The 23,085-nt window shown below is 65.4% G+C and carries 21 protein-coding genes; 12 read left to right on the plus strand and 9 right to left on the minus strand.

Annotation, left to right across the window (positions count from 1 at the left end; all coding sequences use genetic code 11):
• Window positions 1–9 precede the first annotated feature (9 nt).
• Genes ispF through carD form a run of 3 tightly spaced genes read right to left on the minus strand, consistent with a single transcriptional unit; the run spans window position 10 to window position 1,673 of the window.
• Window positions 10–486 (minus strand): 2-C-methyl-D-erythritol 2,4-cyclodiphosphate synthase, encoded by a 477-nt coding sequence (gene ispF / locus ACFTZB_RS11465; protein ID WP_378431680.1) that lies wholly within the window; start codon window positions 484–486, stop codon window positions 10–12.
• Complete coding sequence (ispD, locus tag ACFTZB_RS11470) at window positions 486–1,166, minus strand: 2-C-methyl-D-erythritol 4-phosphate cytidylyltransferase (RefSeq protein WP_378431681.1); 681 nt, start codon at window positions 1,164–1,166, stop codon at window positions 486–488. The genes ispF and ispD overlap by 1 nt, the downstream gene beginning before the upstream one ends.
• A gap of 18 nt (window positions 1,167–1,184) precedes the next feature.
• Window positions 1,185–1,673: an RNA polymerase-binding transcription factor CarD gene (gene carD / locus ACFTZB_RS11475; protein WP_005262216.1), complete on the minus strand. Its 489-nt coding sequence runs from the start codon at window positions 1,671–1,673 to the stop codon at window positions 1,185–1,187.
• Window positions 1,674–1,936: 263 nt separating this feature from the next.
• On the opposite strand from carD, the gene ACFTZB_RS11480 reads away from it, so the two are divergent.
• Both ACFTZB_RS11480 and radA read left to right on the plus strand, forming a co-directional pair.
• Window positions 1,937–2,569, plus strand: a complete 633-nt coding sequence (locus ACFTZB_RS11480; RefSeq protein ID WP_378431682.1) for a hypothetical protein — start codon at window positions 1,937–1,939, stop codon at window positions 2,567–2,569.
• 46 nt (window positions 2,570–2,615) lie between these two features.
• Window positions 2,616–3,998 carry a DNA repair protein RadA gene (radA, locus tag ACFTZB_RS11485; protein WP_378431683.1) on the plus strand — a complete coding sequence of 461 codons (1,383 nt, stop codon included), beginning with the start codon at window positions 2,616–2,618 and terminating at the stop codon, window positions 3,996–3,998.
• Between the two features lie 9 nt (window positions 3,999–4,007).
• Here radA and ACFTZB_RS11490 read toward each other — a convergent pair whose 3' ends face one another.
• Window positions 4,008–4,571, minus strand: a complete 564-nt coding sequence (locus ACFTZB_RS11490; protein WP_378431684.1) for a PaaI family thioesterase — start codon at window positions 4,569–4,571, stop codon at window positions 4,008–4,010.
• Window positions 4,572–4,656: 85 nt separating this feature from the next.
• Between ACFTZB_RS11490 and disA the strand changes: the two genes are divergently transcribed.
• Window positions 4,657–5,742: a DNA integrity scanning diadenylate cyclase DisA gene (disA, locus tag ACFTZB_RS11495; RefSeq protein ID WP_012691546.1), complete on the plus strand. Its 1,086-nt coding sequence runs from the start codon at window positions 4,657–4,659 to the stop codon at window positions 5,740–5,742.
• A 17-nt stretch (window positions 5,743–5,759) separates the two neighbouring features.
• Here disA and ACFTZB_RS11500 read toward each other — a convergent pair whose 3' ends face one another.
• Entirely contained in the window at window positions 5,760–6,479 is a 720-nt protein-coding gene (locus ACFTZB_RS11500; protein ID WP_378431685.1) for a FadR/GntR family transcriptional regulator, read from the minus strand.
• A 219-nt stretch (window positions 6,480–6,698) separates the two neighbouring features.
• Between ACFTZB_RS11500 and ACFTZB_RS11505 the strand changes: the two genes are divergently transcribed.
• From ACFTZB_RS11505 to ACFTZB_RS11515, 3 genes are read left to right on the plus strand one after another with little or no spacing between them, the layout of a single operon-like run.
• Window positions 6,699–8,147, plus strand: coding sequence for an aspartate ammonia-lyase (locus ACFTZB_RS11505; RefSeq protein WP_378431686.1), 1,449 nt, complete (start codon window positions 6,699–6,701; stop codon window positions 8,145–8,147).
• Window positions 8,144–9,586 carry an amino acid permease gene (locus ACFTZB_RS11510; protein WP_378431687.1) on the plus strand — a complete coding sequence of 481 codons (1,443 nt, stop codon included), beginning with the start codon at window positions 8,144–8,146 and terminating at the stop codon, window positions 9,584–9,586. The genes ACFTZB_RS11505 and ACFTZB_RS11510 overlap by 4 nt, the downstream gene beginning before the upstream one ends.
• Before the next feature lie 14 nt (window positions 9,587–9,600).
• On the plus strand, window positions 9,601–10,563 hold the full coding sequence (locus ACFTZB_RS11515) for an asparaginase (RefSeq protein WP_378431688.1): 963 nt from the start codon (window positions 9,601–9,603) through the stop codon (window positions 10,561–10,563).
• On the opposite strand, the gene ACFTZB_RS11520 is transcribed toward ACFTZB_RS11515, so the two are convergent.
• Together ACFTZB_RS11520 and ACFTZB_RS11525 are read right to left on the minus strand one after the other, a co-directional pair.
• Complete coding sequence (locus tag ACFTZB_RS11520) at window positions 10,556–11,320, minus strand: hypothetical protein (protein ID WP_378431689.1); 765 nt, start codon at window positions 11,318–11,320, stop codon at window positions 10,556–10,558. The two genes, ACFTZB_RS11515 and ACFTZB_RS11520, sit on opposite strands and share 8 nt — an antisense overlap.
• A 59-nt stretch (window positions 11,321–11,379) precedes the next feature.
• The gene (locus ACFTZB_RS11525; RefSeq protein ID WP_276139070.1) at window positions 11,380–12,006 is read right to left on the minus strand and encodes a carbonic anhydrase; all 627 of its coding nucleotides are present in this window, start codon (window positions 12,004–12,006) and stop codon (window positions 11,380–11,382) included.
• Window positions 12,007–12,106: 100 nt separating this feature from the next.
• Here ACFTZB_RS11525 and ACFTZB_RS11530 point away from each other — a divergent pair, with 100 nt between their 5' ends.
• Window positions 12,107–13,009: an A/G-specific adenine glycosylase gene (locus ACFTZB_RS11530; protein WP_378431690.1), complete on the plus strand. Its 903-nt coding sequence runs from the start codon at window positions 12,107–12,109 to the stop codon at window positions 13,007–13,009.
• Here ACFTZB_RS11530 and ACFTZB_RS11535 read toward each other — a convergent pair.
• A complete protein-coding gene (locus ACFTZB_RS11535; RefSeq protein WP_378431691.1) occupies window positions 12,987–13,979 on the minus strand; it encodes a methyltransferase in 993 nt (330 codons plus the stop codon). The genes ACFTZB_RS11530 and ACFTZB_RS11535 overlap by 23 nt on opposite strands.
• A gap of 2 nt (window positions 13,980–13,981) precedes the next feature.
• Window positions 13,982–15,238 (minus strand): hypothetical protein, encoded by a 1,257-nt coding sequence (locus tag ACFTZB_RS11540; protein WP_378431692.1) that lies wholly within the window; start codon window positions 15,236–15,238, stop codon window positions 13,982–13,984.
• 154 nt (window positions 15,239–15,392) lie between these two features.
• On the opposite strand from ACFTZB_RS11540, the gene ACFTZB_RS11545 reads away from it, so the two are divergent.
• The 5 genes from ACFTZB_RS11545 to ACFTZB_RS11565 all read left to right on the plus strand — a co-directional run bounded on the left by ACFTZB_RS11545 (window position 15,393) and on the right by ACFTZB_RS11565 (window position 23,062).
• Window positions 15,393–16,508 (plus strand): cupin domain-containing protein, encoded by a 1,116-nt coding sequence (locus ACFTZB_RS11545; protein WP_378431693.1) that lies wholly within the window; start codon window positions 15,393–15,395, stop codon window positions 16,506–16,508.
• Window positions 16,502–19,945, plus strand: coding sequence for an ATP-binding cassette domain-containing protein (locus tag ACFTZB_RS11550; protein WP_378431694.1), 3,444 nt, complete (start codon window positions 16,502–16,504; stop codon window positions 19,943–19,945). The genes ACFTZB_RS11545 and ACFTZB_RS11550 overlap by 7 nt, the downstream gene beginning before the upstream one ends.
• Window positions 19,911–20,837, plus strand: a complete 927-nt coding sequence (locus tag ACFTZB_RS11555) for a hypothetical protein (RefSeq protein ID WP_378431696.1) — start codon at window positions 19,911–19,913, stop codon at window positions 20,835–20,837. The genes ACFTZB_RS11550 and ACFTZB_RS11555 overlap by 35 nt, the downstream gene beginning before the upstream one ends.
• Window positions 20,838–21,692: an aminotransferase class IV gene (locus tag ACFTZB_RS11560; protein WP_378431697.1), complete on the plus strand. Its 855-nt coding sequence runs from the start codon at window positions 20,838–20,840 to the stop codon at window positions 21,690–21,692.
• 125 nt (window positions 21,693–21,817) lie between these two features.
• Complete coding sequence (locus ACFTZB_RS11565) at window positions 21,818–23,062, plus strand: acetyl-CoA carboxylase biotin carboxylase subunit family protein (protein ID WP_378431699.1); 1,245 nt, start codon at window positions 21,818–21,820, stop codon at window positions 23,060–23,062.
• Window positions 23,063–23,085 lie beyond the last annotated feature (23 nt).

Raw genomic sequence — 23,085 nt, forward strand, 5'->3', positions numbered from 1 at the left:
CCAGCGATCCTACCTGGCGCTTCGATCGGGAATGACCAATGCGGTGGCCATCGCGGCGATCCCCTCGCCGCGCCCGGTGAGACCGAGCCCGTCCGTGGTGGTCGCGGACACCGAAACCGGCGCTCCCAGAATGTCGCTGAGCACCTTCTGCGCCTCGTCCCGGCGCGGGCCGATCTTCGGCCGGTTCCCGATCACCTGGACCGCGGCGTTGGCGACACCGAAGTCGTCCTCCTCCAGGAGTCGGCGGACCTCCGCGAGCATCGCGGCGCCGCTCACCCCGGACCACTCGGGCCTGCCGGTTCCGAAGACGGAGCCGAGATCGCCGAGGCCGGCGGCGGAGAGCAGCGCGTCACAGAGTGCGTGGACGGCCACGTCGCCGTCGGAATGACCCGCGCAGCCGTTCTCGCCCTCGAACAGCAGACCTGCCATCCAACACGGCCGTCCCTGCTCGATCGGGTGGACGTCCGTCCCGATTCCGACTCGCACTAGCGCGCTCCCTCTTCCACCAGCGCGCGGGCCAGCACGAGGTCCAGCGGCGTGGTGATCTTGAATGCTGTGGGTTCGCCGACGATGCTGCGGACCCGTTCGCCGAGCCGCTCCACCAGGCCGGCGTCGTCCGTGGCGATGCCGTCGGCGGCGGCGTACGCGCGGCGCAGCAGTTCCGCGGTGAAACCCTGCGGAGTCTGCACGGCCCGCAGTTCGGACCGTTCGGGTGTGCCGGTGACCGCGCCGAGAACGTCGACGGTCTTGATGGTGTCCGCCACCGGGAGGACGGGGATGACCGCGGTGCGGCCGCACCGCAACTCCGCGACAACTCGTGCGATGAGCGACGGCGGCGTCAGAGCGCGGGCGGCGTCGTGCACGAGGACGTATTCGGCGTCGTCGGCGACGGCGAGTCCGGCGCGAACCGAATCGGTCCGCTCACTGCCGCCGGCCACGACGGTGACGTCACCGGGGAGGAGGTTGCGCGTCGACTCGACGAGTTCTTCCGGCACGATCACGACGACGCGGTCGACAGCCCCCGACTGCAGGAGCCCGTCGACCGCGCGTGTCAGCATGGTCGTCCCACCGAGATCAACGAATGCCTTGGGCTTGTTCTCGCCCAAACGCACTCCCTGACCTGCGGCGGGAACCAGCGCGACTACAGGACCTCTTCCCTCGGCCACTGCGTGTATCGCGACTGTCTAGGACGCGGCCGCGAGGACCTCGTCGAGGATGGTCTCGGCCTTGTCGCTGTCGGTGCCTTCGGCCAGCGCGAGTTCGCCGACGAGGATCTGCCGCGCCTTCGCGAGCATGCGCTTCTCTCCCGCGGACAGCCCGCGGTCCTGCTCACGACGCCACAGGTCACGAACGACCTCGGCAACCTTGTTGACGTCACCGGACGCGAGCTTTTCGAGATTCGCCTTGTAGCGGCGTGACCAGTTGGTGGGTTCTTCGGTGTGCGGAGCCCGCAGTACCTGGAAGACCTTGTCGAGACCTTCCTGGCCGACGACGTCGCGTACGCCCACGTACTCTGCGTTGTCTGCGGGAACCCGTACGGTGAGATCGCCCTGAGCAACCTTGAGAACGAGATATTCCTTCTGCTCACCCTTGATGGTGCGGGTTTCAATTGCTTCGATCAGCGCCGCACCGTGATGGGGGTATACGACGGTGTCTCCGACCTTAAAAATCATCTGTCCCGTGCCCCTTTCGATCATTCGAGTTTAACACGTGTCCGGATCCTGGTCGCATCAACGGTGCAGGTCAGGGGCATCATGGCCTGACCCTAGGGGTTGACAGGGGTCCTGATACGTGCATTCCGGACACCCCGATAAGGCCGTTCTCCGGCACCGAAACCGCACGCAGACAACCATTGTGAGTACCCAGCGAGCAGGCCACGCGGGCGAACTACTACTCTGCCTAGTTGAAGTGCGAACCTGACACCGGAGGACAACTCGTGACTGCTCTCGACAAGTCGACTCGCCGAGTCGCTACCGCCGTCGCTCTCGCTGCCGGCGCGGCCCTCGCGCTGTCCGCGTGCAGTGCGGGCCAGATCACCCAGACGTCGAGTCAGGTCGCCGCGGTCAACGGCAACAGCGCGGAGGCCGGGTCGATCGCCCTGCGCAACGTGCACGTCGTCTACCCCGACTCCGCCGAGTACAGCCTCGAGCCGGGCAGCAACGCCGTCCTCGCGTTCACCGCGATCAACAACAACGAGGACACCCCGGACAAGCTGACCCGCATCAGCACCGACTTCGCGCAGTCCGTCACGCTCGGCGAGAAGTCCGGCGGACTCGAGATTCCGCCGCAGAGCGCACTCGTCGCCGGCCTGCCGCTCGGGGACGCCGAAGCCGGCGCGGACGCCGCCGCCGAGACGGGCGAGACCGCCGACGCGCCGACCGACGTCGTCCTGGTGACGCTGAACAGCCTGAAGGAAGGCGTCCGCCCGGGCCTCACCTTCCCCGTCACGTTCGCGTTCGAGAAGGCCGGGGACATCACCGTGTCCGTTCCCGTCGACGCCGGCCACGAGACCGAGCGGCACGTCTCCGACAAGTCGCCCGGAACCGAAGCCGAGGGCGGCGGACACTAGCAGCCGGCCCGGGTCCGCTGTCGGACCCGATACCTAGGCTGGCCCGGTGGCCAAACTCAAATCCAGCTTCCGCTGCTCGTCGTGCCAGTGCACGGTTCCCAAATGGGTCGGGCGGTGCCCCGAATGCGGTAGCTGGGGTTCGATGGACGAGGCCCCGATCGTCGCGTCCGTCGCGAGCCGCCCCGGCGCCTCGCTCGCGAAAGCCGGAGCCGGAGCGGTCCTTCCGTCGACCCCCGCCACTCCGATCACGCGGATCGACAGCACGTCCACCCGCGCCAAGGCCACCGGCATCGACGAACTCGACCGTGTCCTCGGCGGCGGTGTGGTGCCCGGTTCCGTCGTTCTCCTCGCCGGCGAACCCGGCGTCGGCAAGTCGACCCTGCTTCTCGAGGTGGTCCACCAGTGGGCCCGGCGCAGCCCGGACGACCGGTCGCTCTACGTCACCGGTGAGGAATCCGCCGGTCAGGTGCGACTGCGGGCCGACCGTACCGGCGCCGTCCACGAGCGGGTCTATCTCGCCGCCGAGTCCGATCTCGCGACCATCCTCGGTCACGTCGAGCAGGTGCGTCCCACCCTGCTGATCGTCGACTCCGTGCAGACCATGCTGGCCGCCGACGTCGACGGCGTGGTCGGCGGCGTCACCCAGGTGAAGGCTGTCACCAGCGCCCTCACCTCCCTCGCGAAGGCCAGCGGGGTGCCGGTGCTCCTCATCGGCCACGTCACCAAGGACGGTGCGGTGGCCGGTCCGCGGTCGCTCGAGCATCTCGTCGACGTGGTGCTGCACTTCGAGGGCGACAAGCATTCGACGCTGCGGATGGTGCGCGGCGTCAAGAACCGGTTCGGTGCCGCCGAAGAGGTCGGTTGCTTCGAACTGCGCGAAGACGGCATCGCCGGTATCAGCGACCCGTCCGGACTGTTCCTCCACCACCGTGCCGAAGCCGTTCCCGGAACCGCCGTCACCGTCATGATGGACGGCAAGCGGCCCCTTCTCGGTGAGGTGCAGGCACTCGTCGCCGCCACGTCCATGCCCGCGCCCCGCCGCGCCGTCAGCGGACTCGACAGCGCCCGGGTGGCCATGGTCCTGGCCGTGCTCGACCGCCGGTGCGGGGTGCCGATCGCGAAGAACGACGTCTACGCCGCCACCGTCGGCGGAATGCGGATGACCGAGCCGTCCGCCGACCTGGCGCTGGCCCTCGCCGTCGCGTCCGCGGTGAAGGACCGTCCCGTTCCCGACGGGCTCGTGATCCTCGGCGAAGTGGGACTGGCCGGCGAGGTTCGCCGGGTGCCCGGCGTCGGGCGCAGGCTCGCCGAGGCGCACCGCCTCGGGTTCACCCGCGCGATCGTTCCCCTCGACTCCGGGGCCGCGCCGAAGGGCATGAAGGTCACCGAGGTCGGGAACCTGGGAGCGGCGATCGCGTCGCTGCGGTGACGCCGACGCTCAGATCGACGACGTTCCGAACGGGCGCTCCGGCACGCCGTCCACGAAGTCCTTCGTCTTCTCGAAGTGTTCGGCCGTGACGGTGAGGAACAACCCCCGCGACGTCGCCACCACCACGCCGGGGTCGGCGGTGGGCCCCTCGACGATGCGCGCCTCGGCGCTCGTATAGACCTTGCGGCGGATCGACCCGTCGATCCGCGCATGGAATTCGAGGACGGAACCCAGCGGTATGGGCCTGGCGAAGTCGATCTCGAGATGTCCCGTGACCACCGGTCCGTCGACGATGGACCGGCACACCATGCCCTGCGCCTCGTCGAACGCGGTCGAGAGGATGCCGCCGTGGATCACCCCAGGACCGCCCTGGTAGCGGGGTGCCACCTCGAGCCGCCCCCACACGTCGAGACCGTCCCCGGCGGTGAAGCTCATCGACATCCCGGCGGGCGACTGGTCTCCGCACCCGAAGCACCTCGACCAGTGGTGCGGCACCGGCTGACCTGCGGCGGGAAAGCTTCCGACCCGGCCGGGCAGGGTCAGGTCGTCGGGCAAAGTCCAGGTACCACTCATGGATAGGTAATCTAAACGCGGGTCCGGACGTGTTCGCGCGGCGGTCCCCGACAAGTGACGTCTACCTCAGCGGGAGTATTGCGCGATGAACGATGCCGAGTCGTCGTCTGCACTGCGCGAAACGATTGCCCGGCTGGCTCCCGGAACTGCACTTCGCGACGGTCTGGAACGCATTCTGCGCGGCCGAACGGGTGCGTTGATCGTCCTCGGCTACGACGAGCAGATGGAAGAGATCTGCGACGGCGGCTTCGAACTGGACGTGGAGTTCGCCCCGACCCGCCTGCGTGAGCTGTCGAAGATGGACGGCGCCGTGGTGCTGTCCACCGACGGGTCCCGCATCGTCCGCGCCAACGTCCAGTTGGTGCCCGACCACAAGATCCCGACCGTCGAGTCCGGCACCCGTCACCGCGCCGCCGAGCGGACGGCGATGCAGACCGGGTACCCGGTGGTGTCGGTCAGCCAGTCGATGAGCATCGTCAGCGTGTACGTCGGCGGCATCCGGCACGTCATCGACGGGTCCGCGACGATCCTGTCGCGCGCCAATCAGGCGGTGGCCACCCTCGAGCGGTACAAGGCGCGGCTCGACGAGGTGACCCGCCAGCTGTCGGTGGTGGAGATCGAGGATTTCGTCACGCTCCGCGACGCCCTGACCGTGGTGCAGCGCCTGGAGATGGTGCGGCGCGTGTCCGTGGAGATCGAGCAGGACGTGCTCGAACTCGGGACGGACGGGCGGCAGCTCGCACTGCAACTCGAGGAACTCGTCGGCGACAACGACGTGGCGAGGGAACTCATCGTGCGCGACTATCTGGCCGGTTCGGGCCCGGCGCCCGCGGAGGACGTCGAGAAGTCGCTCACCGCGCTCGACAGGATCACGGACGCAGATCTTCTCGACCTCACGACGCTGGCGCGGGCGTTCGGCTACCCGGGCACCATCGAGGCGCTCGAGGCGCCGATGAGCCCCCGCGGCTACCGCGTCCTGACTCGCGTTCCCCGGTTGCAGTTCAACCAGATTCACCGGCTGGTCGGCTCGTTCGGCACGCTACAGTCGCTGCTGGCCGCGACGGCCGCCGACCTGCAGTCGGTGGAGGGGATCGGCGGGCTGTGGGCGCGCCACATCCGCGAGGGCCTGTCCCGGCTCGCCGAGACGTCGATCTCCGGCCCGTACGACTGACCGTCGGCGGTCGCAGCTCACCGTCGGCGGTCCGGGCTGCCTTCTCCGACCACGGATTCCAGTGCGACCCGCACCGCGTCCAGGTGCTCGGCCATGGCGCGGGCCGCCTTGTCGTAGTTTCCGGATGCGATGCCGTCCACGATCCGGTCGTGCTCGTCGTTCGACTTCTGCTGCCGTCCCGCAACCAGATTCAGCGTTTCGGACTGGCGGGTGAGGGCTTCGCGGATGTCGACGATCACGGATTCGAATACGCGGTTCCGGCTCGTCCGGGCGATGTACGCGTGGAACTGCGCATCCAGCGAGACCCACACGAGCGGGTCGTCCTCGTCCCGCATCTGGTCCACCAGGCCACGCAGGGCGGCGAGATCTTCGGCGGTGTGCCGCTGCGCCGCCCATCCGGCGGCGGGAATCTCGACGTGGGGGCGCGCCTCGACGAGTTCGTTGGCCGCGTAGTTTCCGAAGTCGAGGTCGCGGGCGATCGAATCGCTGACGACGAATGTCCCGAGGCCCGATTTCGTCTCCGTGAGTCCGAGCGCGTGGCAGGAACGCAGGGCCTCCCGGATCACCGATCTGCTGACTCCGTGCCGCGCCGCGAGGGACGCTTCGGACGGAAGTCGCTCACCGACCGACAGCTCACCCGAGGTGATCGCGTCACGAAGATCCGCGAGGACCGCCTCGGCGGCACTGACCCGCGCCGTGACAGGACGCCTGGCTGCCCAGCTGTCTGACAGGTTCATGGGGATATTCTGCTCACTTCCCCGCGACGACGTCAACACGGCGCGGGCCCCGGGTTGACGGCTGCGAGTGAGCGAGGTAACAATTGCACCTGTCTGACAGCCTGGCAGGTGGATAGCCGGGTGGCTCGACCGAGAATCTACCCTCTTCGAGCAGCAGACTCCGTCCACCGCATCCGTGCAGAGCAACGCTCGCGCGAATCCCCGTGAGGAATTGATCAAGTGCTCGAAACGCGAACAGAACACGATCTGCTCGGCGACCGCCAAGTGCCTGCGGATTCCTACTGGGGAATCCACACGCTGCGGGCCGTCGAGAATTTCCCGATCACCGGTCGCACCATCTCCACCAACCCCTGTCTGATCCGTGGACTCGCATACGTCAAATGGGCCGCGGCGAGCGCCAACGAGAAACTCGGGATCCTCGATCGCCGCCGCGCCGACGCGATCGGGCAGGCATGCCGGGAGATCGTCGACGGCCGCTGGCACGAGCAGTTCGTCGTCGACGTCATCCAGGGCGGCGCCGGCACGTCGACCAACATGAACGCCAACGAGGTGATCGCCAACCGGGCGCTCGAGATCCTCGGCCACGGACGCGGGGACTACGCGGAACTCCACCCCAACGAGCACGTGAACCTCAGCCAGTCGACCAACGACGTCTACCCCACCGCGGTCAACATCGCGACGATCTTTGCGATCGACGACCTCCTCGACGCACTGCGGGTCCTGCAGGAGGCCTTCGCGACCAAGGCCGTGGAGTTCGCCGACACCGTGAAGATGGGGCGTACCCAACTCCAGGACGCGGTGCCGATGACGCTCGGCCAGGAATTCGCCACCTACTCGGTGATGATCGACGAGGACCGCGCCCGCCTCGGCGAGGCCGCTCTCCTCGTCCACGAGATCAACCTCGGCGCCACCGCCATCGGCACGGGCCTGAACGCGCCCGCCGGCTATGCCGAGGCCGCCTGCGACACACTGCGGGAACTCACCGGACTCCCCCTCGTGCTCGCAACGGACCTGGTCGAGGCCACCCAGGACGTCGGTCAGTTCGTCCACCTCTCCGGCGTGCTCAAGCGGATCGCCGTCAAGCTGTCCAAGGTGTGCAACGACCTCCGCCTGCTGTCGTCGGGACCGCGCGCGGGCCTGAACGAGATCAATCTCCCCCCGGTACAGGCCGGTTCATCGATCATGCCCGGCAAGGTCAATCCGGTGATCCCCGAAGTCCTCAATCAGGTGGCCTACGAGGTCATCGGCAACGACGTCACCATCACGATGGCCGCCGAATCCGGCCAACTGCAACTCAACGCGTTCGAACCGATCATCGTGCACTCCCTGTCCGAGGGGATGCGCCACCTCGGCGCCGCCTGCCGGATCCTGGCCGACCGCTGCGTGCTCGGCATCACGGCCAACGCCGATCTGCTGCGGGCCCGGGTCGAGGACTCGATCGGGCTCGTCACCGCACTCAACCCGTACATCGGGTACACCGCCTCGACCCGGATCGCGCAGGAGGCCCTGATCTCCGGCCGCAGGGTCGCGGACCTCGTGATCGAGGCGGGCCTGCTCGACCGGGACGAACTCGACCGGCTCCTGAGCCCCGAGCATCTCGCCAACCTGAGAGCGTCCGGTTCGCCACGCCAGATGCCCGTCGCCGCGACCGCGGAGGTGGTCTCGTGACGATCGAGAAGGACGACACCTCGGGAGACATCTTCGTCGAGGAAGATCTCGGCTACCGGAAAGCGCTCGGCCCGAGACAGATCCAGATGATCGCGATCGGCGGTGCGATCGGCACCGGCCTGTTCATGGGCGCAGGCGGACGCCTCCAGCAGGCCGGGCCCGCACTCGTCCTCGTCTACGCCCTCTGCGGGTTCTTCGCCTTCCTGATCCTGCGGGCCCTCGGCGAACTCGTCATGCACCGGCCCACCTCCGGGTCGTTCGTGTCGTACTCCCGCGAATTCTTCGGCGAGAAGATGGCCTTCGCCGCGGGCTGGTTGTACTGGATGAACTGGGCGATGACGGCCGTCGTCGACGTCACCGCCGTCGCTCTGTACATGAACTTCTTCAAGAAGTACTGGGCACCGCTCGGGAACGTCGACCAATGGGTCTTCGCCCTGGCCGCCGTCGTGCTCGTCCTCGGGCTGAACCTCGTGTCCGTCAAGGTGTTCGGCGAACTGGAATTCTGGTTCGCGCTCATCAAGGTCGTCGCCTTGGCCGCGTTCCTTTGCTTCGGCATCTATTTCGTGCTGTTCGGGACGCCGATCGAAGGCCACACCTCGGGATTCAGCATGATCACCGACAACGGCGGACTCTTCCCCAACGGCCTGCTGCCCGCGGTCGTGGTGATCCAGGGCGTCGTGTTCGCGTACGCCTCGATCGAACTCGTCGGCACCACCGCCGGCGAGACGAAGAACCCGCAGAAGGTCATTCCCAAGGCGATCAACACGGTCATCATCCGGATCCTCGTCTTCTACGTCGGATCCGTGCTGCTGCTGTCGCTGCTGCTCCCCTACACCGAGTACCACGCAGGCGAAAGCCCGTTCGTCACGTTCTTCGGTTCCATCAACGTGCAGGGCGCCGACGCGATCATGAACCTCGTGGTGCTCACGGCCGCGTTGTCGTCTCTCAACGCCGGTCTGTACTCCACCGGACGAATACTGCATTCGATGGCCATGGCCGGGTCGGCGCCGTCGTTCGCCGCCCGGATGAACAAGGCCGGAGTACCGTACGGCGGCATCGCCCTCACCGGATTCGTCATCCTGCTCGGCGTCGGACTCAACGCCGTCGTTCCCACGCAGGCATTCGAGATCGTTCTGAACCTCGCCGCACTCGGGATCATCAGCGCCTGGGCCGTCATCGTTCTGTGCCAGCTGAAACTGTGGAAACTCGCGAAGGACGGCACCCTCACCCGTCCCGGCTTCCGGATGTTCGGCGCCCCCTACACCGGTCTCCTCACTCTGGTGTTCCTCGGATGCGTCGTCATACTGATGGCGTTCGATCACCCGGTCGGAACCTGGACCGTCGGATCCATCGCGATCATCGCCCCGCTGCTGGTGATCGGATGGTACGGCGCGAGGAACCGCATCCGGACCCTGGCATCCGACCGCCCCAACGCCTAGCAGGAAGGACAACAGTGCCGAAAGTCGCCGTCGTCACCACCGGAGGCACCATCGCCAGCACGCGGGACGGGCAGGGTGTCAGCAGGCCCGCGGTCGCAGGCTCCGATCTGCTGGGCAGCACCCGGACCGGAAGGGAAATCCGTGTCGTCGACGTGATGTCGAAGGACAGTTCGAGCATGACGTTCGCCGACATGGACCGGGTCCGCGACACCGTCACCTCGGAGCTGAGCGACCCCGATCTCGACGCGGTGGTCGTCCTACACGGAACGGACACCATGGAGGAGACCGCTTTCCTGGTCGACCTCCACCACGACGACCCGCGGCCGGTGGTCTTCACGGGTGCGCAGCGCACCTTCGACCATCCGGAATCCGACGCCCGCGCCAACCTGGCCGACGCGATCGTCGCGGGAACGAACCCGGCCCTGCGCGGAGCGGGTGTCCTCATCGCGTTCGGAGGTGTCCTGCACCGGGCGTCCGGAACGCGCAAGGCGGACACGACGTCCCTGGACGCGTTCCGATCCGTCCACCCCACCGGCGACCTGCTGCCGCACCGTCTCGATCCGCTGTCGTGGCATCCGATCTCCGGAACCCGCGTCGACATCGTGGCCGCCTATCCGGGCGCGGACCGCGTCCAGTTCGACGCGTGCATCGCGGCCGGAGCCCGGGGGCTGGTGATCGACGGGCTCGGGTCCGGGAACGCGAACCCCGCGATCGTCGAGGCGGTCCGGGACTGCACGTCCGCCGGAATCCCGGTCGTGGTCACCACCCGGGTGCCGCACGGCCCGGCCTCCGCCACCTATGGCGGCGGGGGCGGCGGACACGACCTCGTCTCGGCGGGGGCGCTGTTCTCCACCGACCTCAGAGCAGGTCAGGCCCGCATCCTGCTCGCGGCGCTGCTCGCCGACCCCGACCTCACCGAGCTCGACAAGGAATTCGATCGACGCTCACGCGTCGACCCCGCACCGAGAATCAGCTGAGGTTGAACGGCTCCGGCGCACTGCGGAGCTGACCGAGCTGCCCGACCACCGTGTACGCGCCGGGCCCCACCGGATCACGCTGGGGTTCCGGCTGCGTCAGGCAGTCCGGGGCGGACGTCTTGGCCGACCACTTCACGGTGAACTGGGCCTGCTCGCCCGCGGCGAGAGTGCGCACATCGGCCGCGGACTGCGGGAAGCAGTCGATGTTGGACCACAGGCGCACCGCGCCGTCGATCGTGTAGACGAGCACCTGCTGCAGGCTGCTGCCCAGATCGCGTTCGCACGGCGTGGTGCCGATGTTGGTGACGACCGTCGTGAAGCTCGGCTCCTCACCGGGCAGGTACGTCGGCTTGTCTGCCGCCACCTTGATGGCCAGCGACTGGTCCGGGCACTGTCCCGCAGCGACCGGCTGACCGCTGGGAGCGGCGCTGCTCGAGGCACCGCTGCTCGACGCCCCCGACGACCCGGACGTACCCGACGACGCCTCGCCGCCGGCGGCAGCGGCGCCACCGCCGCCACCACCGGAACCGCCCGAACCTCCGCTGGACGTGGACGAACCCGAGGCTGTCGGGGAAATCGACACAGGCGTCGTCAACGACGAACTCGCTGCCGCCGGATCCGTCTCGGAGTCACCGCCACCACGCAGCGAGTTGATCAACCACACCACGAGCAGCAACACCACGATGGCACCGCCGATCGCCAGCGCCCTGCGGCGCCAGTAAATCTCGGGGGGCAACGGTCCATTCGGTTCCAGCACGACGTCAACGGTAGTTCGGCGTCGCGCGGCAACGGCTCAGCGGCTGCGGCGTGTCGCGGTCAGTCCGTGAGCTCACCGATGTCCCCGACAGCGCCCTGCAGGTGAGTGCGGCCGTCGGACAGCTTGTACGTGACACCCGCGATGGCGCACGCGCCGCTCTCCACCTTCTCCGCGATGATCCGCGAACGCTGCATGAGCAGTGCACCGGTCTCCACCACGTGGCGACCCTCGAGTTCGTCGACGCTGCTCAGGCCCTCGCGACGTCCCTGGAGGATCGACGGCGCGACGCGTTCCACGATGCTGCGGATGAAGCCGGGCGGCACGTTGCCGTCGTCGAGGGCGTCGAGCGTCGCCTTCACGGCACCGCAGCTGTCGTGACCGAGCACGACGATCAGCGGCACGTTCAGCACGCCGACCGCGTACTCGATGGACCCGAGCACGGCGTCGTCGATCACGTGACCCGCGGTGCGGACGACGAACATGTCGCCCAGACCCTGATCGAAGATGATCTCGGCGGCGACGCGGGAGTCTCCGCAACCGAACAGGACGGCCGTGGGGTGCTGGCCGCCGACGAGCTTCGCCCGATCGGCGACGCCCTGGCTGGGATGGAGCGAGGTGCCGCTGACGAATCTGTCGTTACCCTGACGAAGGGCTTTCCACGCGGACACCGGGTTCGAATTAGGCATGGGATCATTGTGCACCGGGCGTGTGGCACCGTCGCGACGGGATTATGACGAGCCCGGAAATTCTGTTTCACCCGTGAACGAAGGGACTTGTGAGGACGAAGTGGCCGTTGACTCCTCCGCGCTGCTCAGCTGGTACGAGGTACAGGCGCGGGATCTGCCGTGGCGCCGCGACGGCGTCACCGCCTGGCACATCCTGATGAGCGAGATCATGCTGCAGCAGACTCCCGTCGTCCGGGTGGCCCCGATCTGGGAGGAATGGGTGCAGCGCTGGCCGGTCCCGTCTCGCATGGCCGCGTCGAGTCAGGCCGACGTCCTGCGCGCGTGGGGCAAGCTCGGCTACCCGCGTCGCGCGCTGAGACTCCACGAATGCGCCGGTGTGCTCGCCGCCGACCACGGCGACGTGGTGCCGAGCGACGTCGACACCCTCCTCCGACTGCCCGGCATCGGCGCCTACACCGCACGGGCCGTCGCCTGCTTCGCCTACGGGCAGCGGGTCCCCGTCGTCGACACGAACGTCAGGCGCGTGGTCGCCAGGGCGGTGCACGGAAGCGCCGAGCCCGGAAACCCGTCGACCACCCGTGACCTCGCCGACGTGTCCGCGCTGCTCCCCCGGACCCGTGCCCGCGCCGCCACGTTCTCCGCGGCCCTGATGGAACTCGGCGCCACCGTCTGCACCGCCCGCTCCCCCGAATGCACCCGCTGCCCGCTGCCGAACTGCGCCTGGGTCGACGCCGGACGTCCCGCGCACACCGGGGAGCGCCGGAAGGTCCAGAAATTCGCAGGCACCGACCGTCAGGTGCGCGGCAAGCTCATGGCCGTGCTCCGCGAAAGCACCGCGCCGGTCGAACGCGTCCTACTCGACCAGGTGTGGCTCGACGACCCCGGGCAACGCGACCGCGCACTCCACTCCCTGCTGATCGACGGACTCGTCGAGCAGACCGACGACGGGCTCTTCGCCCTCGCGGGCGAGGGCAGCCGGCTCACACCGGAACCGCCTCGATGACGGATGATCGGGGACCCTGCGTCACCGAATCCAGCATGAATCCGTGGTCGGTCAACAGTCGGCGCCATTCGGTGATCGTGCGCTCGCGGCCTCCCAGGAGAACCAGCATGTGGAGATCCAGCAGAGCCATGGGGTGGGTTGTCGCCGATTCCGGGAGGATCTGCTCGACGATCATCAATCGTCCACTTGCCGGGATCGCGTGCCGACAACTGCTGAGGATCTTGCCGGCGGACACGTCGTCCCAATCGTGCAGAATCTGAGACAGCACGTACACGTCACCGTTCCCCGGGACGTCGTCGAAGAAACTTCCCCCCACAACCGTCGTTCGCTCGCCGATACCGGCCGAACACAACGTCGACGGCGCTTCCTCGACCACATGGGGCAGATCGAACAGAATTCCGCGTAGATGCGCGTGCCGATCGAGCAACCGGGTGATCAGTGCGCCGGTCCCGCCTCCGACGTCGACGACCGTTCCCACGCCGGACCAGTCGTGGTCGAGCAAAGGCAACAATCGCAACTCGACCAGCCCTGCCTGGCCCCGTGCGAACTCGTCGGCCGCCGACGGATTGTCGGACAACCATTCGAAGTACGGCTTGCCGAAGGCTGCCGAAAACGATTCCTTCCCCGTGCGGATCGAATGGGCCGCGTGCCCCCACACGAGGTAGGCCTCGTTCGACATCAAACCGACCAAGTGCCGAAGCGAGCCCGCAGTGTCTGCCCGCAGGAGCTCACCGGCCTCCGTCAACGCGAACCGTCCTCCGTCTTCCGCAAACAAGCCTTCCGCGACGAGGACCCGCAGGAATCGACCGAGCGCGTCGGCGTCGACACCCACGCTCGCCGCGAGATCGCCGAGCGAGCACGCATCGTCCGCCAACCGGTCGGGCACACCCAGTTCACAGACGGCTGAAATGGATTGGGACACGATGTATCCCATGATTTGTTTTCGGACCCGGTGGTTGATGTCGCTCATGGTCACGCCACCTCGGACAGCCGCGGGAAGAGTGACATCATCGCAGCTTGTTTTAAATACGACGCGCCTGCCGTCCCGCCGGTACCAGGTACCGTCCCGATGACTTTCAGGGTGATGCCCCAGTGGCCTCGCTTCATCGCAACCCACGCACGGTCCAGGCGCCGCATCGACTCCTCGACAACGCCTGCGTCCGGATGCGTCTTGCGCATCGCGAGATAGGCGTCCTGCAACGTGGTGTCCCCGACATCGATTGTCGCAACGTGCTCGAAGTCACGGGGATCGAGTGGAGCGCACGCGAACTCGACTTCACGAAACGCGCGCGACTGCACCGCGCTCCGCCCGTGAGTGAAGCCGCGAATGATCGCGAAGGCGTCAACCGGCATCGTCGTGAGAACCCGGAAGAGCGCAGGCACCGCTTCGAGTCGAATCGATGCCCGGTCGAGGCGATCCTTTGCCGCTGCTGCCCGACCGCGGCACAGATCACGGATTGCCCTCGAAATCGCCGTCGCAACTTGACGATACAGACCTTCGAAGATCTGGATGCAGCGGATGAACATCTGCTCGTCGTGCAGGCGAGTCGTCGGCAACAACGTCAGCCGGACTGCACTTCCGATCTCTTCGGGGACGCCGTTCAGCGCCGGCGCGGCGACTGAGACAAACGAACCGTAGTCGGTGCCCGGCTGAGCCAGCGCCGCAAGGCCGGCCGCGGCGACGGAAGGATCGAGCGAGAAATCGGGGGCGAGCCTGTCGAGTTGTGTCACGACCCGTGCCGCTGCGCGCGCCCGAGCCACCTGGGGTGCGTGTGCCGACCTGCCGAGGGCTCGCGCCTCCAGCAACGCAAGGTCCATGGCCGCGGCAGCCACGAATGCGTCCACGCGCCGCGCGTCGTCGGACCGGACGACCTGGTCGAAATAGTCGAGCCCGACGTAGGACAGGTAGTCGCCGTTCTGTGCATCGAACGTCATCGGGAGCCAGGCGCCGAGAACATGATGCGAACGGTTGTCGCTGTGGAAGTTTCGCAGCATGGCGACCAGATGGGGCCGGACCCCGTGACGCCCGACTGTCTGGTAATGGGCCGCGACGGCGGCATGGGGAAACTCCGCGTGCCCCGCTTCCCATCGTCGTAGCGCATTCTCGATAGTGCGGCCGGATAATTCATCGGCCGTCGCTTCAGCAGTCTGAAGGCATGTGCCCCCGACGCCGATCACGCCGGAGCGGACAAATTTCTGCTCGGCTTCGAGCATCGTTTCGGAAATCAATGCGAAACTCGCCTTTCATTCTTACTGCGGTGTTCAGCTATCTTCGGCGGCGCTCGGCTGATGCGGATAGACACCCTGGGGAGAGTTTTCTACACCCTTTCCACTGGGGGGGTGACGTTTTCAACCCTGGGGTACCTGTTCGACGGGAAGGCGTGTGCCCACGATTGGGGACGACAAAGAGCTCGAGGTAGGTCGATCCCACAGAAGGAAGAAATCTATGCACATAATCGCCAGAAGCGCACTCGAGACGATCAACGAAGCCGTTGTCGGCGGGGACATCCACAACCTGGGGGTCGTGAAGATATTCAGCCAGCACCCTCAGTTGGCGCAATTCATTCCTGCTTCCAGCAATCTGGCGATCAGCTGGGTCAGGTTGGAGTGCGGTGAGGTGCTCGCGGTGCACAAGCACCCGGAGCCCAGCCTGATCCTGATCTGCGAGGGTTCCGGACGAACGATGGGCAGTGCGGAGCAGGAGGTCGATGCGGGCGACATGATCCTCGTCCCCGGCGACACCTGGCACGGCTTCGAAGGAACCCGGAACGGCTTCTGGGCGCTCTCGATCCAGTTCAACGGCAAGGCGCTCTACGAGGACGCAGACAAGCCCAACGCGGTATTTGCAGGCGAGGCACCGAATCGGGCGGCTGTGCTCCTGGCCGACAACGAGAAATACCTGCAGCAATTCGGAACCAGCGACCTGTTACGGCTGATCGACGACCCTGCGTTCGACAACCCACACGTTCGGGAACGGCTGCTCGACTGCCAGCAGACCTGGTCGGACGTGTTTCAGGACCTGCTGCACCTGCGTGTCGCGATGACTTCCGATGTGGCACACAAGCAGGTAGCGCTCGACCATCTGGTCGAGGAACTGGGCCACAACGACAACCTGCGCACCCAACGGGGTACAGCGCACACGCCCGTCACCGATGCAACGTTCGTCTCGGCGATGGAGTGGTTCCGACATCAGATGCTGTACCGGAGCGACATGGTGCGCACTCTGCTGATGCATGTGGTGCTGGAAGGTAGTGGCGAAATCTGGCATCGAGAAGCGGCACGAGCGTTTCCGGCAATTCCGCACTTCCAAGAACACGGAGAAGACGACGGCCAGCACGTGAGCATGGGCATCGACCTGCTCGATGGAGCAACGGCGGCCGAGATCCGAGAACTCCGTGAAGCACTCGCCGACGGATGGAAGATGATCACGCAATTGTGCGACAGAATCGCGTCGATCGCCCTGGCCGACCCGGTGGCCCCCACGTACTCCACATGCTGAGCGTCCTCAGGAAAATCGTCTGGTTCGAGGTTCCCACACCCCGAACTCGGCGAGACCCGGTGCCCAACGCCTCACACCTTGCCAGATGGCGGCGGTGGTGCGACGCGGCGCAGCGGGACAGCATGAACGCGCTCGGAGGCGAGCGACTCGGCCGATCCGTCTTCGGCGGGCTCCGTCGTGACATCGTGCTCGGGCTCGTGGCCATCGCGATCAACGCAGGATGCGCCTTCGGTGCCGCGATCACGCTGAAGTCGCTGATCCAGCGCCTCGTCGCCGGCGATTCCGCGCTCACGACGAACCTCACGCTCGGCATCACCTGCATCGTGCTGACGTACGTGGCGTGGCTTGCGTTGAACCACACTTTCATGCAAGCGGACGTGGTAGGAATCGGCGCCCGGACATACGTCGAACAACGACTGCTACGCAAGAAACGCAGCATTACCCCTTCCGGCCAACCAGCCGACCTGGTCACCCTGCTGGACCGGGAGGCAGCGCGCGTCGAAAATGCTTGGTCAGGACTCATTTTCATCATCCTGGCACTCGTAACCGTCACCTTCACCTCCGCGTACTTCTTCGTGGCACTGGGGCTGAGTGCGCTGGCGGCTCTGATCGTGATCCTCATCAGTTCCGTGGTGATCTACGGGAACGCCAGACAACTGAATGCCGCACATGCCGCACTGTCGGCGACGGCGGCAGATCGCATCGACGTCGGCCTGTTCTCGATGAACAATCGCCTGCTCGTGTGGCTCAAGAACTGGAACGACGAACTGTTTCTGCGCTATGGCGACAAACGGGACGGCGAGGAGCGCGCGCTCCTGAAGGCGGCCCGTCTCGTCGCGCGGATCAATCTCATCTCGACACTCACTCCGATCGTGGCCATACTTGCCGCGGTATTTGCCCAGCTGGTCCACGTCGGGTACGTCGATCCGGCGGGCCTGTTGTCCACAATGGCACTGGTCGGAGGTCTGAAATCCGTCGCCAACAATATCCCCTTCATTGTTCAGAGCCTTTCTCAGGGCATCGTCGGGCACGCCAACGTTGCGAAGTACTTGTCCAGTCCCCACCCACTGGACACCGATGCGACGGCAACACGCCTACCGGCAACAACGGCGAAGCACATCGCCGTAGTCGGCGCCGCAGGCAGTGGCAAGACATCCGTTCTGAAAATCGGTGCACGCCGCAGCAGCGAGGTGAGCGACCGAACGTTCTTCGTACCGGATGAACCGTGGATATTCCCTGGCGGGCTCTACGAGAACTTGTGTCTCTATCGAAGCGAATTCACCGACGACGAGGCCCGTCGAGCCTTGACACTGTCCCGACTTCCCGACACCTTCTACGGCGACTACCTCTCGAGCAAGGCACGCGACCGGACCGAATGCTGGGACGTGTCCCGCGGGCAGGGGAAGCGGCTGGAACTGGCACGGGCAATAGTGGCAGAGCCTGCGTTCGTGTACCTGGATCAGCCCACGGCAGGGCTGGACGACGACCTGGCCAGGGGGCTGCTGGCCTCGCTTCTGCGCGGGCCGTGGCACGACACCACGGTCATCTATGCAACGGACAAGCCCGATGAAAGAGATGCCGCAGACGAGATATGGGTAGTGGCCGGGGGCGAGGTCGTGGAGGTGATGCGAAACCCCACACCACGTGCCGCGAATCCAGTTCACGACTGCACAAGGCGGCTCGCTCACGAGGATCGGCCGGTCGCTCGTCGTCCTCAGGACGTGGACCGACCGGAATTCTCGACCTCGTCACGCCACAGTCTGATGAGCCTGGGTGTCGCGAAGGTCGTAATTGTCGCATGCGTCCTGTTCGCGTGCCGCGACGTTCTGACGATTGTCGGTGACTACACAGCTGCCAGCGGAATTACGACCACGAATGCTCGGACAGCAGTGACAATCCTCATCGCCGCACTGTCCGCCGGGGCGCTCCTGTCGATGTTCACCTCCCTGTTCATAGTCGAACGCAGCATCATGGCGGCATCCCGAAAGTGTCGGAATTATTTCTCGACGGTCATGAGTCCCAAGCCCTCCAGGTCGGACTTCGACGACGTCGATCAGGACTATCAGAGCAAACTGACGTGGGATCAACGACGTATCGACGAACTTCTGCCGGAAGTACTTCTGAATACGCTGGGTGCGGTGACGTTGCTGCTCACGACCGCCGCGTTCGTCGCGAGCAGGAACATCTTCGTCCTGCTGCCCCTTGCGGGGATGTGCTTCGCCTACTGGCACAGTTCGAAGCGATCGGGAAGGCGGCTGCAGGACTTCAACGACAGAGAGATCGGCACGACGACGACCGTGTTGGAGCGGGTCGAGGCCATTACCTGGAGCTCGGCGAGATTCGACTTGGCACGCGACAACTCGACCCTCGTCAATTGGCTGAACAACAGTCTGATGAATCGTGCCTTCGCGTCGATGGACAATGCGGGCGCGCGCCGCTGGTTCAATTACAAGCTCGATTTGATGGGTGTGCTCTTCCTGTCGGTCGTCGTCGGTTCGACCGTGTTCGTCCAGGCCGGCGGGGGACCCGGCCTCGGCGGTGTTCTCGCGCTGAGTCTCTCGTACAGCCTCATCGCGGTCTTCGCCCGGGTGGGCCGTTGCCTGGTGGACCTCAGACAGGTTCTCGACAGCGCGGATCGTCTCCGCACGCCTCCGACCGGCCCTGCGCCGTGCCGGACCGATGCGGCCCTCGACGACGCAGCGCTCGTGTCGTTTTCGGAGGTGACGTACGTCGCGCCGCACACCGGGGCTGTGCTGCTGGAGGAGCTTTCCGAGTCCTTCGCCAGCCGAGACGTCGTGGTCGTCATGGGCCCGAGCGGGGTCGGCAAATCGACATTTGCGAAGCTGGTCGTCGGCAGCCTGCAGCCCACGACAGGCGTCGTCTCGACATTGGGCCGGACGACGGGATACGTCTCGACTTCCCACGCCGACGACGTCCTCCTCCTGACGTCGAGTCCGATCTTCAAGCCGGGCAGATTGATCGAACACTTCAACAGCCCGTTACCGCTCGAATTGGCACGCGCCGTCGACTATCTCGACGTGGCAGACGTCGTCGGACGATTACCGTCCGGATTCGACGAGCCCGTCCCCGCCACCGGTCAGTTGAATCTGAGCAAGACGGAACTGCAGCGGCTGGCGCTCCTCGACCTCCTGATCACTCGCCCTGCGGTCGCAATTCTCGACGAAGCGACTTCCGAGTTGAGTACAGGAGCAGAGCTCTCGATACTGCAGACCGTGATCTCTGCCTTGCCGGACACACTCTTCTTCATCATCACGCACAATCCCGGGCTGACCGGACTTGCCAATCGAGTCTTCCATTTCAACGGGGAGCGACGTCTTCTCGAGAATTCCGGGCTGTCGCACACGACCGCCGATCGGAACGGGAACGGAAAGGAGGAAGACCATGGAATGGCTGCCCCAACGAGATGCGTTCTGTAACAGCCACAACGTTCCACGGCCACAACTTCCGCTGAGGGACATCGCCCACTGGAACGCGGTACTCCGAGACAGCGTGAGCAGCGACGACGCCCTGCATCGCGAGCGGGCGTACGTCGCACCCGGATACTTCTACATGCCCGTGTGCGACGAGCCCGACGATTCGACACTGGCGGAGTTGTCGAGCCTGGCATCAACCGCCGACTGGTTGCTGGTCCCTTCCCTTCGCAGAAACGATAGTCGCCCGCGCGCCGACGTCATTGCAGTTCCTTTCATGAAGGCGGCATTCTTCCGGTCTTCGCGAAGTGTGGACCTCGCCCTGCGAACAGCGGTAGGAGCCAGTCAATACAAATCGATAGTCAGGATCACGAGAAAGGCCGAGGCGGCGTGCACCACCGAGATACACCGTCTCTCGGACGTGGCGGAAGACAGTCGAGTCCTGGACGATTTCGCCGGCCTGCAGGCATTGAACGTGGCCAAATACGGACACGCCAAGAACCTCTATACGAGAGATGTGCTGCGTATGCTTGCACGCTCGTCCGAAGGTGCCAAATACTTCGTCAAGGTGGACTACGACAAGTCTTCGACTACTCCGTTGGCCGGATCACTGAGCTATGCCGACGATCACCGTGGCGTGTTCACGAAACTCGTTCGGGGACTGGACCACGACCGAATTCCGCGTGGGTTGAATCTGTATATCGCCGACTACTATCACATGTATCATTTCGCGGATCGGCTGGGTTTCTCGGACGTCTGCCTCGGCCGAGGCGCCATTGACGCCAAGGTCCGGGTAGGCGCAATTCACATCGTCGACCTGGAGAACTGGCTGATTCCGGTCAACACACGGCGTACACAGGCGATGCACGAATACGCCAGAGCGCGGCTGGGAGACTAGATGATCAGCGAAATAGCCTGGGAAGACGGCCGGTGCGTCCGATTCGACGACATGAGTCTGTCGCCTGCCACCCACGGGTTGTCCTATGCCACTTCGGTGTTCGACGGCATCCGCACGTACGGCGGAAACATCTTCAGATGTGACGACCACATAGCCAGGTTGCGACGGTCCGCCGAGTTGTTCGGGCACACAGTGCACTATTCGGATGCGGACTTGGCCGATGCGTGCCGCGAGTTGGTGAGGGCCAACGATCTCACCGATGCGTACATCAAGTGCCTCGTCTTCTACGACGACGCCGATGTGAGCTTCAAGGCGCAGGGATCGTCCAGCAAGGTGGTCCTGTTCGCCCTTCCCTTTCCTTCGCATTCGGCCGCGGAGCACTATCGGCTCTCGACGACAGCGTGGCGGCGGGCACCCGCCTCGTGCCACCCGTATCAGGCGAAAACGTCGTCTACCTATGCGTTGAGCTACTTGAGCCACCGCCACAGGGCTGACGGCTACGATGACGTGCTCTTTCTCTCGACAGCCGACGCTGTCTGCGAGTCGAGCGGCTCCAACGTGTTCTTCGTCGACGGGGACGCACTGTTCACACCCACTACCGAATTGGCCCTCGACGGGATTACCCGAAGGGTGATCATCGATGAGCTGTGTCCGCGACTGAATCTCTCGGTCACGGAACGCGACATCGCGTACGACGAGATCGGATCGTTCGATGCCGCATTTCTGTGTGGCACTGCGATCGAGATCATGGGGGTGGCCGGCATCGACGGGATCCGGTATGCGAAGTCCGCAGTGGTCGGTGCGATCGCCACCGAGTATCGGGACTTGACCCACGGCCGGTCCGCGATTCGATGACGACCGCGCAAGGTGGGTGATCTCTCCCCCCAGGGTCCCTGGCTTCACGTCGGCCGGCTCGCGACAATACTGGAAGGCGAAAGCCTTTTACGCCCATCGGCATTCCATCCAGCGGAGTCTTCCGAATGAAACTGCTCATCCTCCACCGCGTTCCCTATTCCTTCATCGAATACCACCGGGTCATAGATCATGGAATTCACGATGTCGTGTACGTCGGCACAGCTGCGCAACTTGCCACCGTGCCGCCCGACCTTCCCTGTACGAGGGTTGAACGGCCGGGTCACGCCGGTGTGGCCGAGGAGGTTCGCACCCTGTTCTCCCCCGACGATGCCTTCGACAGAGTGATCAGCGTTTCCCAATACGAGATGATGGACGCAGCGCAGATACGGCGTAGCCTCGGCGTCGAAGGAGTATCCCCGGAGCAGGTCCACATCGTGAACGACAAGGTGGCGATGAAAGCCGCAGTCGCAGGATGCGGACTTCGCGTGCCCCGATTTGTTCGCTGCGACGAGGCGCTCACCGCGTCGTCCGCCGATGTCGCTCCCTGGTATGGGAAGACAGTGCTCAAACCACTCGATGGAACCGCCAGCAAGAATGTTGTCGTTTTCGCCACCTACGCTGACGCCGGCGCTGCGATTCTCGACCACCCTGCAGGTGTGGAGGACTGGGATCCGAAGCGCTTCCAGCTCGAAGAATATGTGGAGGGGCCGATCTTCCACTTCGATGGCGTGATGCTTGCCGGTGCGCCGGTGGCGATCGTCGCCAGCAGATATCTGGGCACGTGCCTCGAGTTCGCCCAGGGAGTTCCGCAGGGATCGATTCAAGTCGACGACGACGGCGGGCGTTGCACGGCAGCGGTCGAGTATCTTCGGGCAGTGGGTATCGACAATGGCCCATTTCATCTCGAAATGATCGAGGCCGCAGAGGGAATGGTGTTCCTGGAGGTCGGCGCCCGCCCCGGCGGCGGACATATCAAGGAGACATTCCGGCTCGCCACGGGCATCGACCTGGTCGCAGCCGGTTTGGCCTGCAACCTCGATTGGTCACCTCTCGACACCAATCCACTGAAACGGTGGTTCGAAAGGACGGCGAGTACCAAGGTCTACGGGGACTTCATGTTCCCGGGGCACCTGCTTCGGTCGCGGCACTGTGCGATTTCGGGTGGAGAAAGATTCCAAGGTCACCCCGATGTACTTCGATGGAAGGAGCTGGATGCCGGCGCCTCCCTCCCGGAGACCGTGAGTTATTTCGATTTCGAATTGCCCGTCAGCGGCATCGTCGCCGGCCGGTCCAGCTCTGACGTGACCTCACTCATTCGCGAAATCTTGACGACCGTGCAAGTAATGCCCATCGAGCAGCCCATGCGATGACCGTCATCTGACCGACCGGGGAG

Source organism: Rhodococcus sp. NPDC057014, assembly GCF_042673295.1.
In the GTDB taxonomy this organism is placed as follows: domain Bacteria; phylum Actinomycetota; class Actinomycetes; order Mycobacteriales; family Mycobacteriaceae; genus Rhodococcus_F.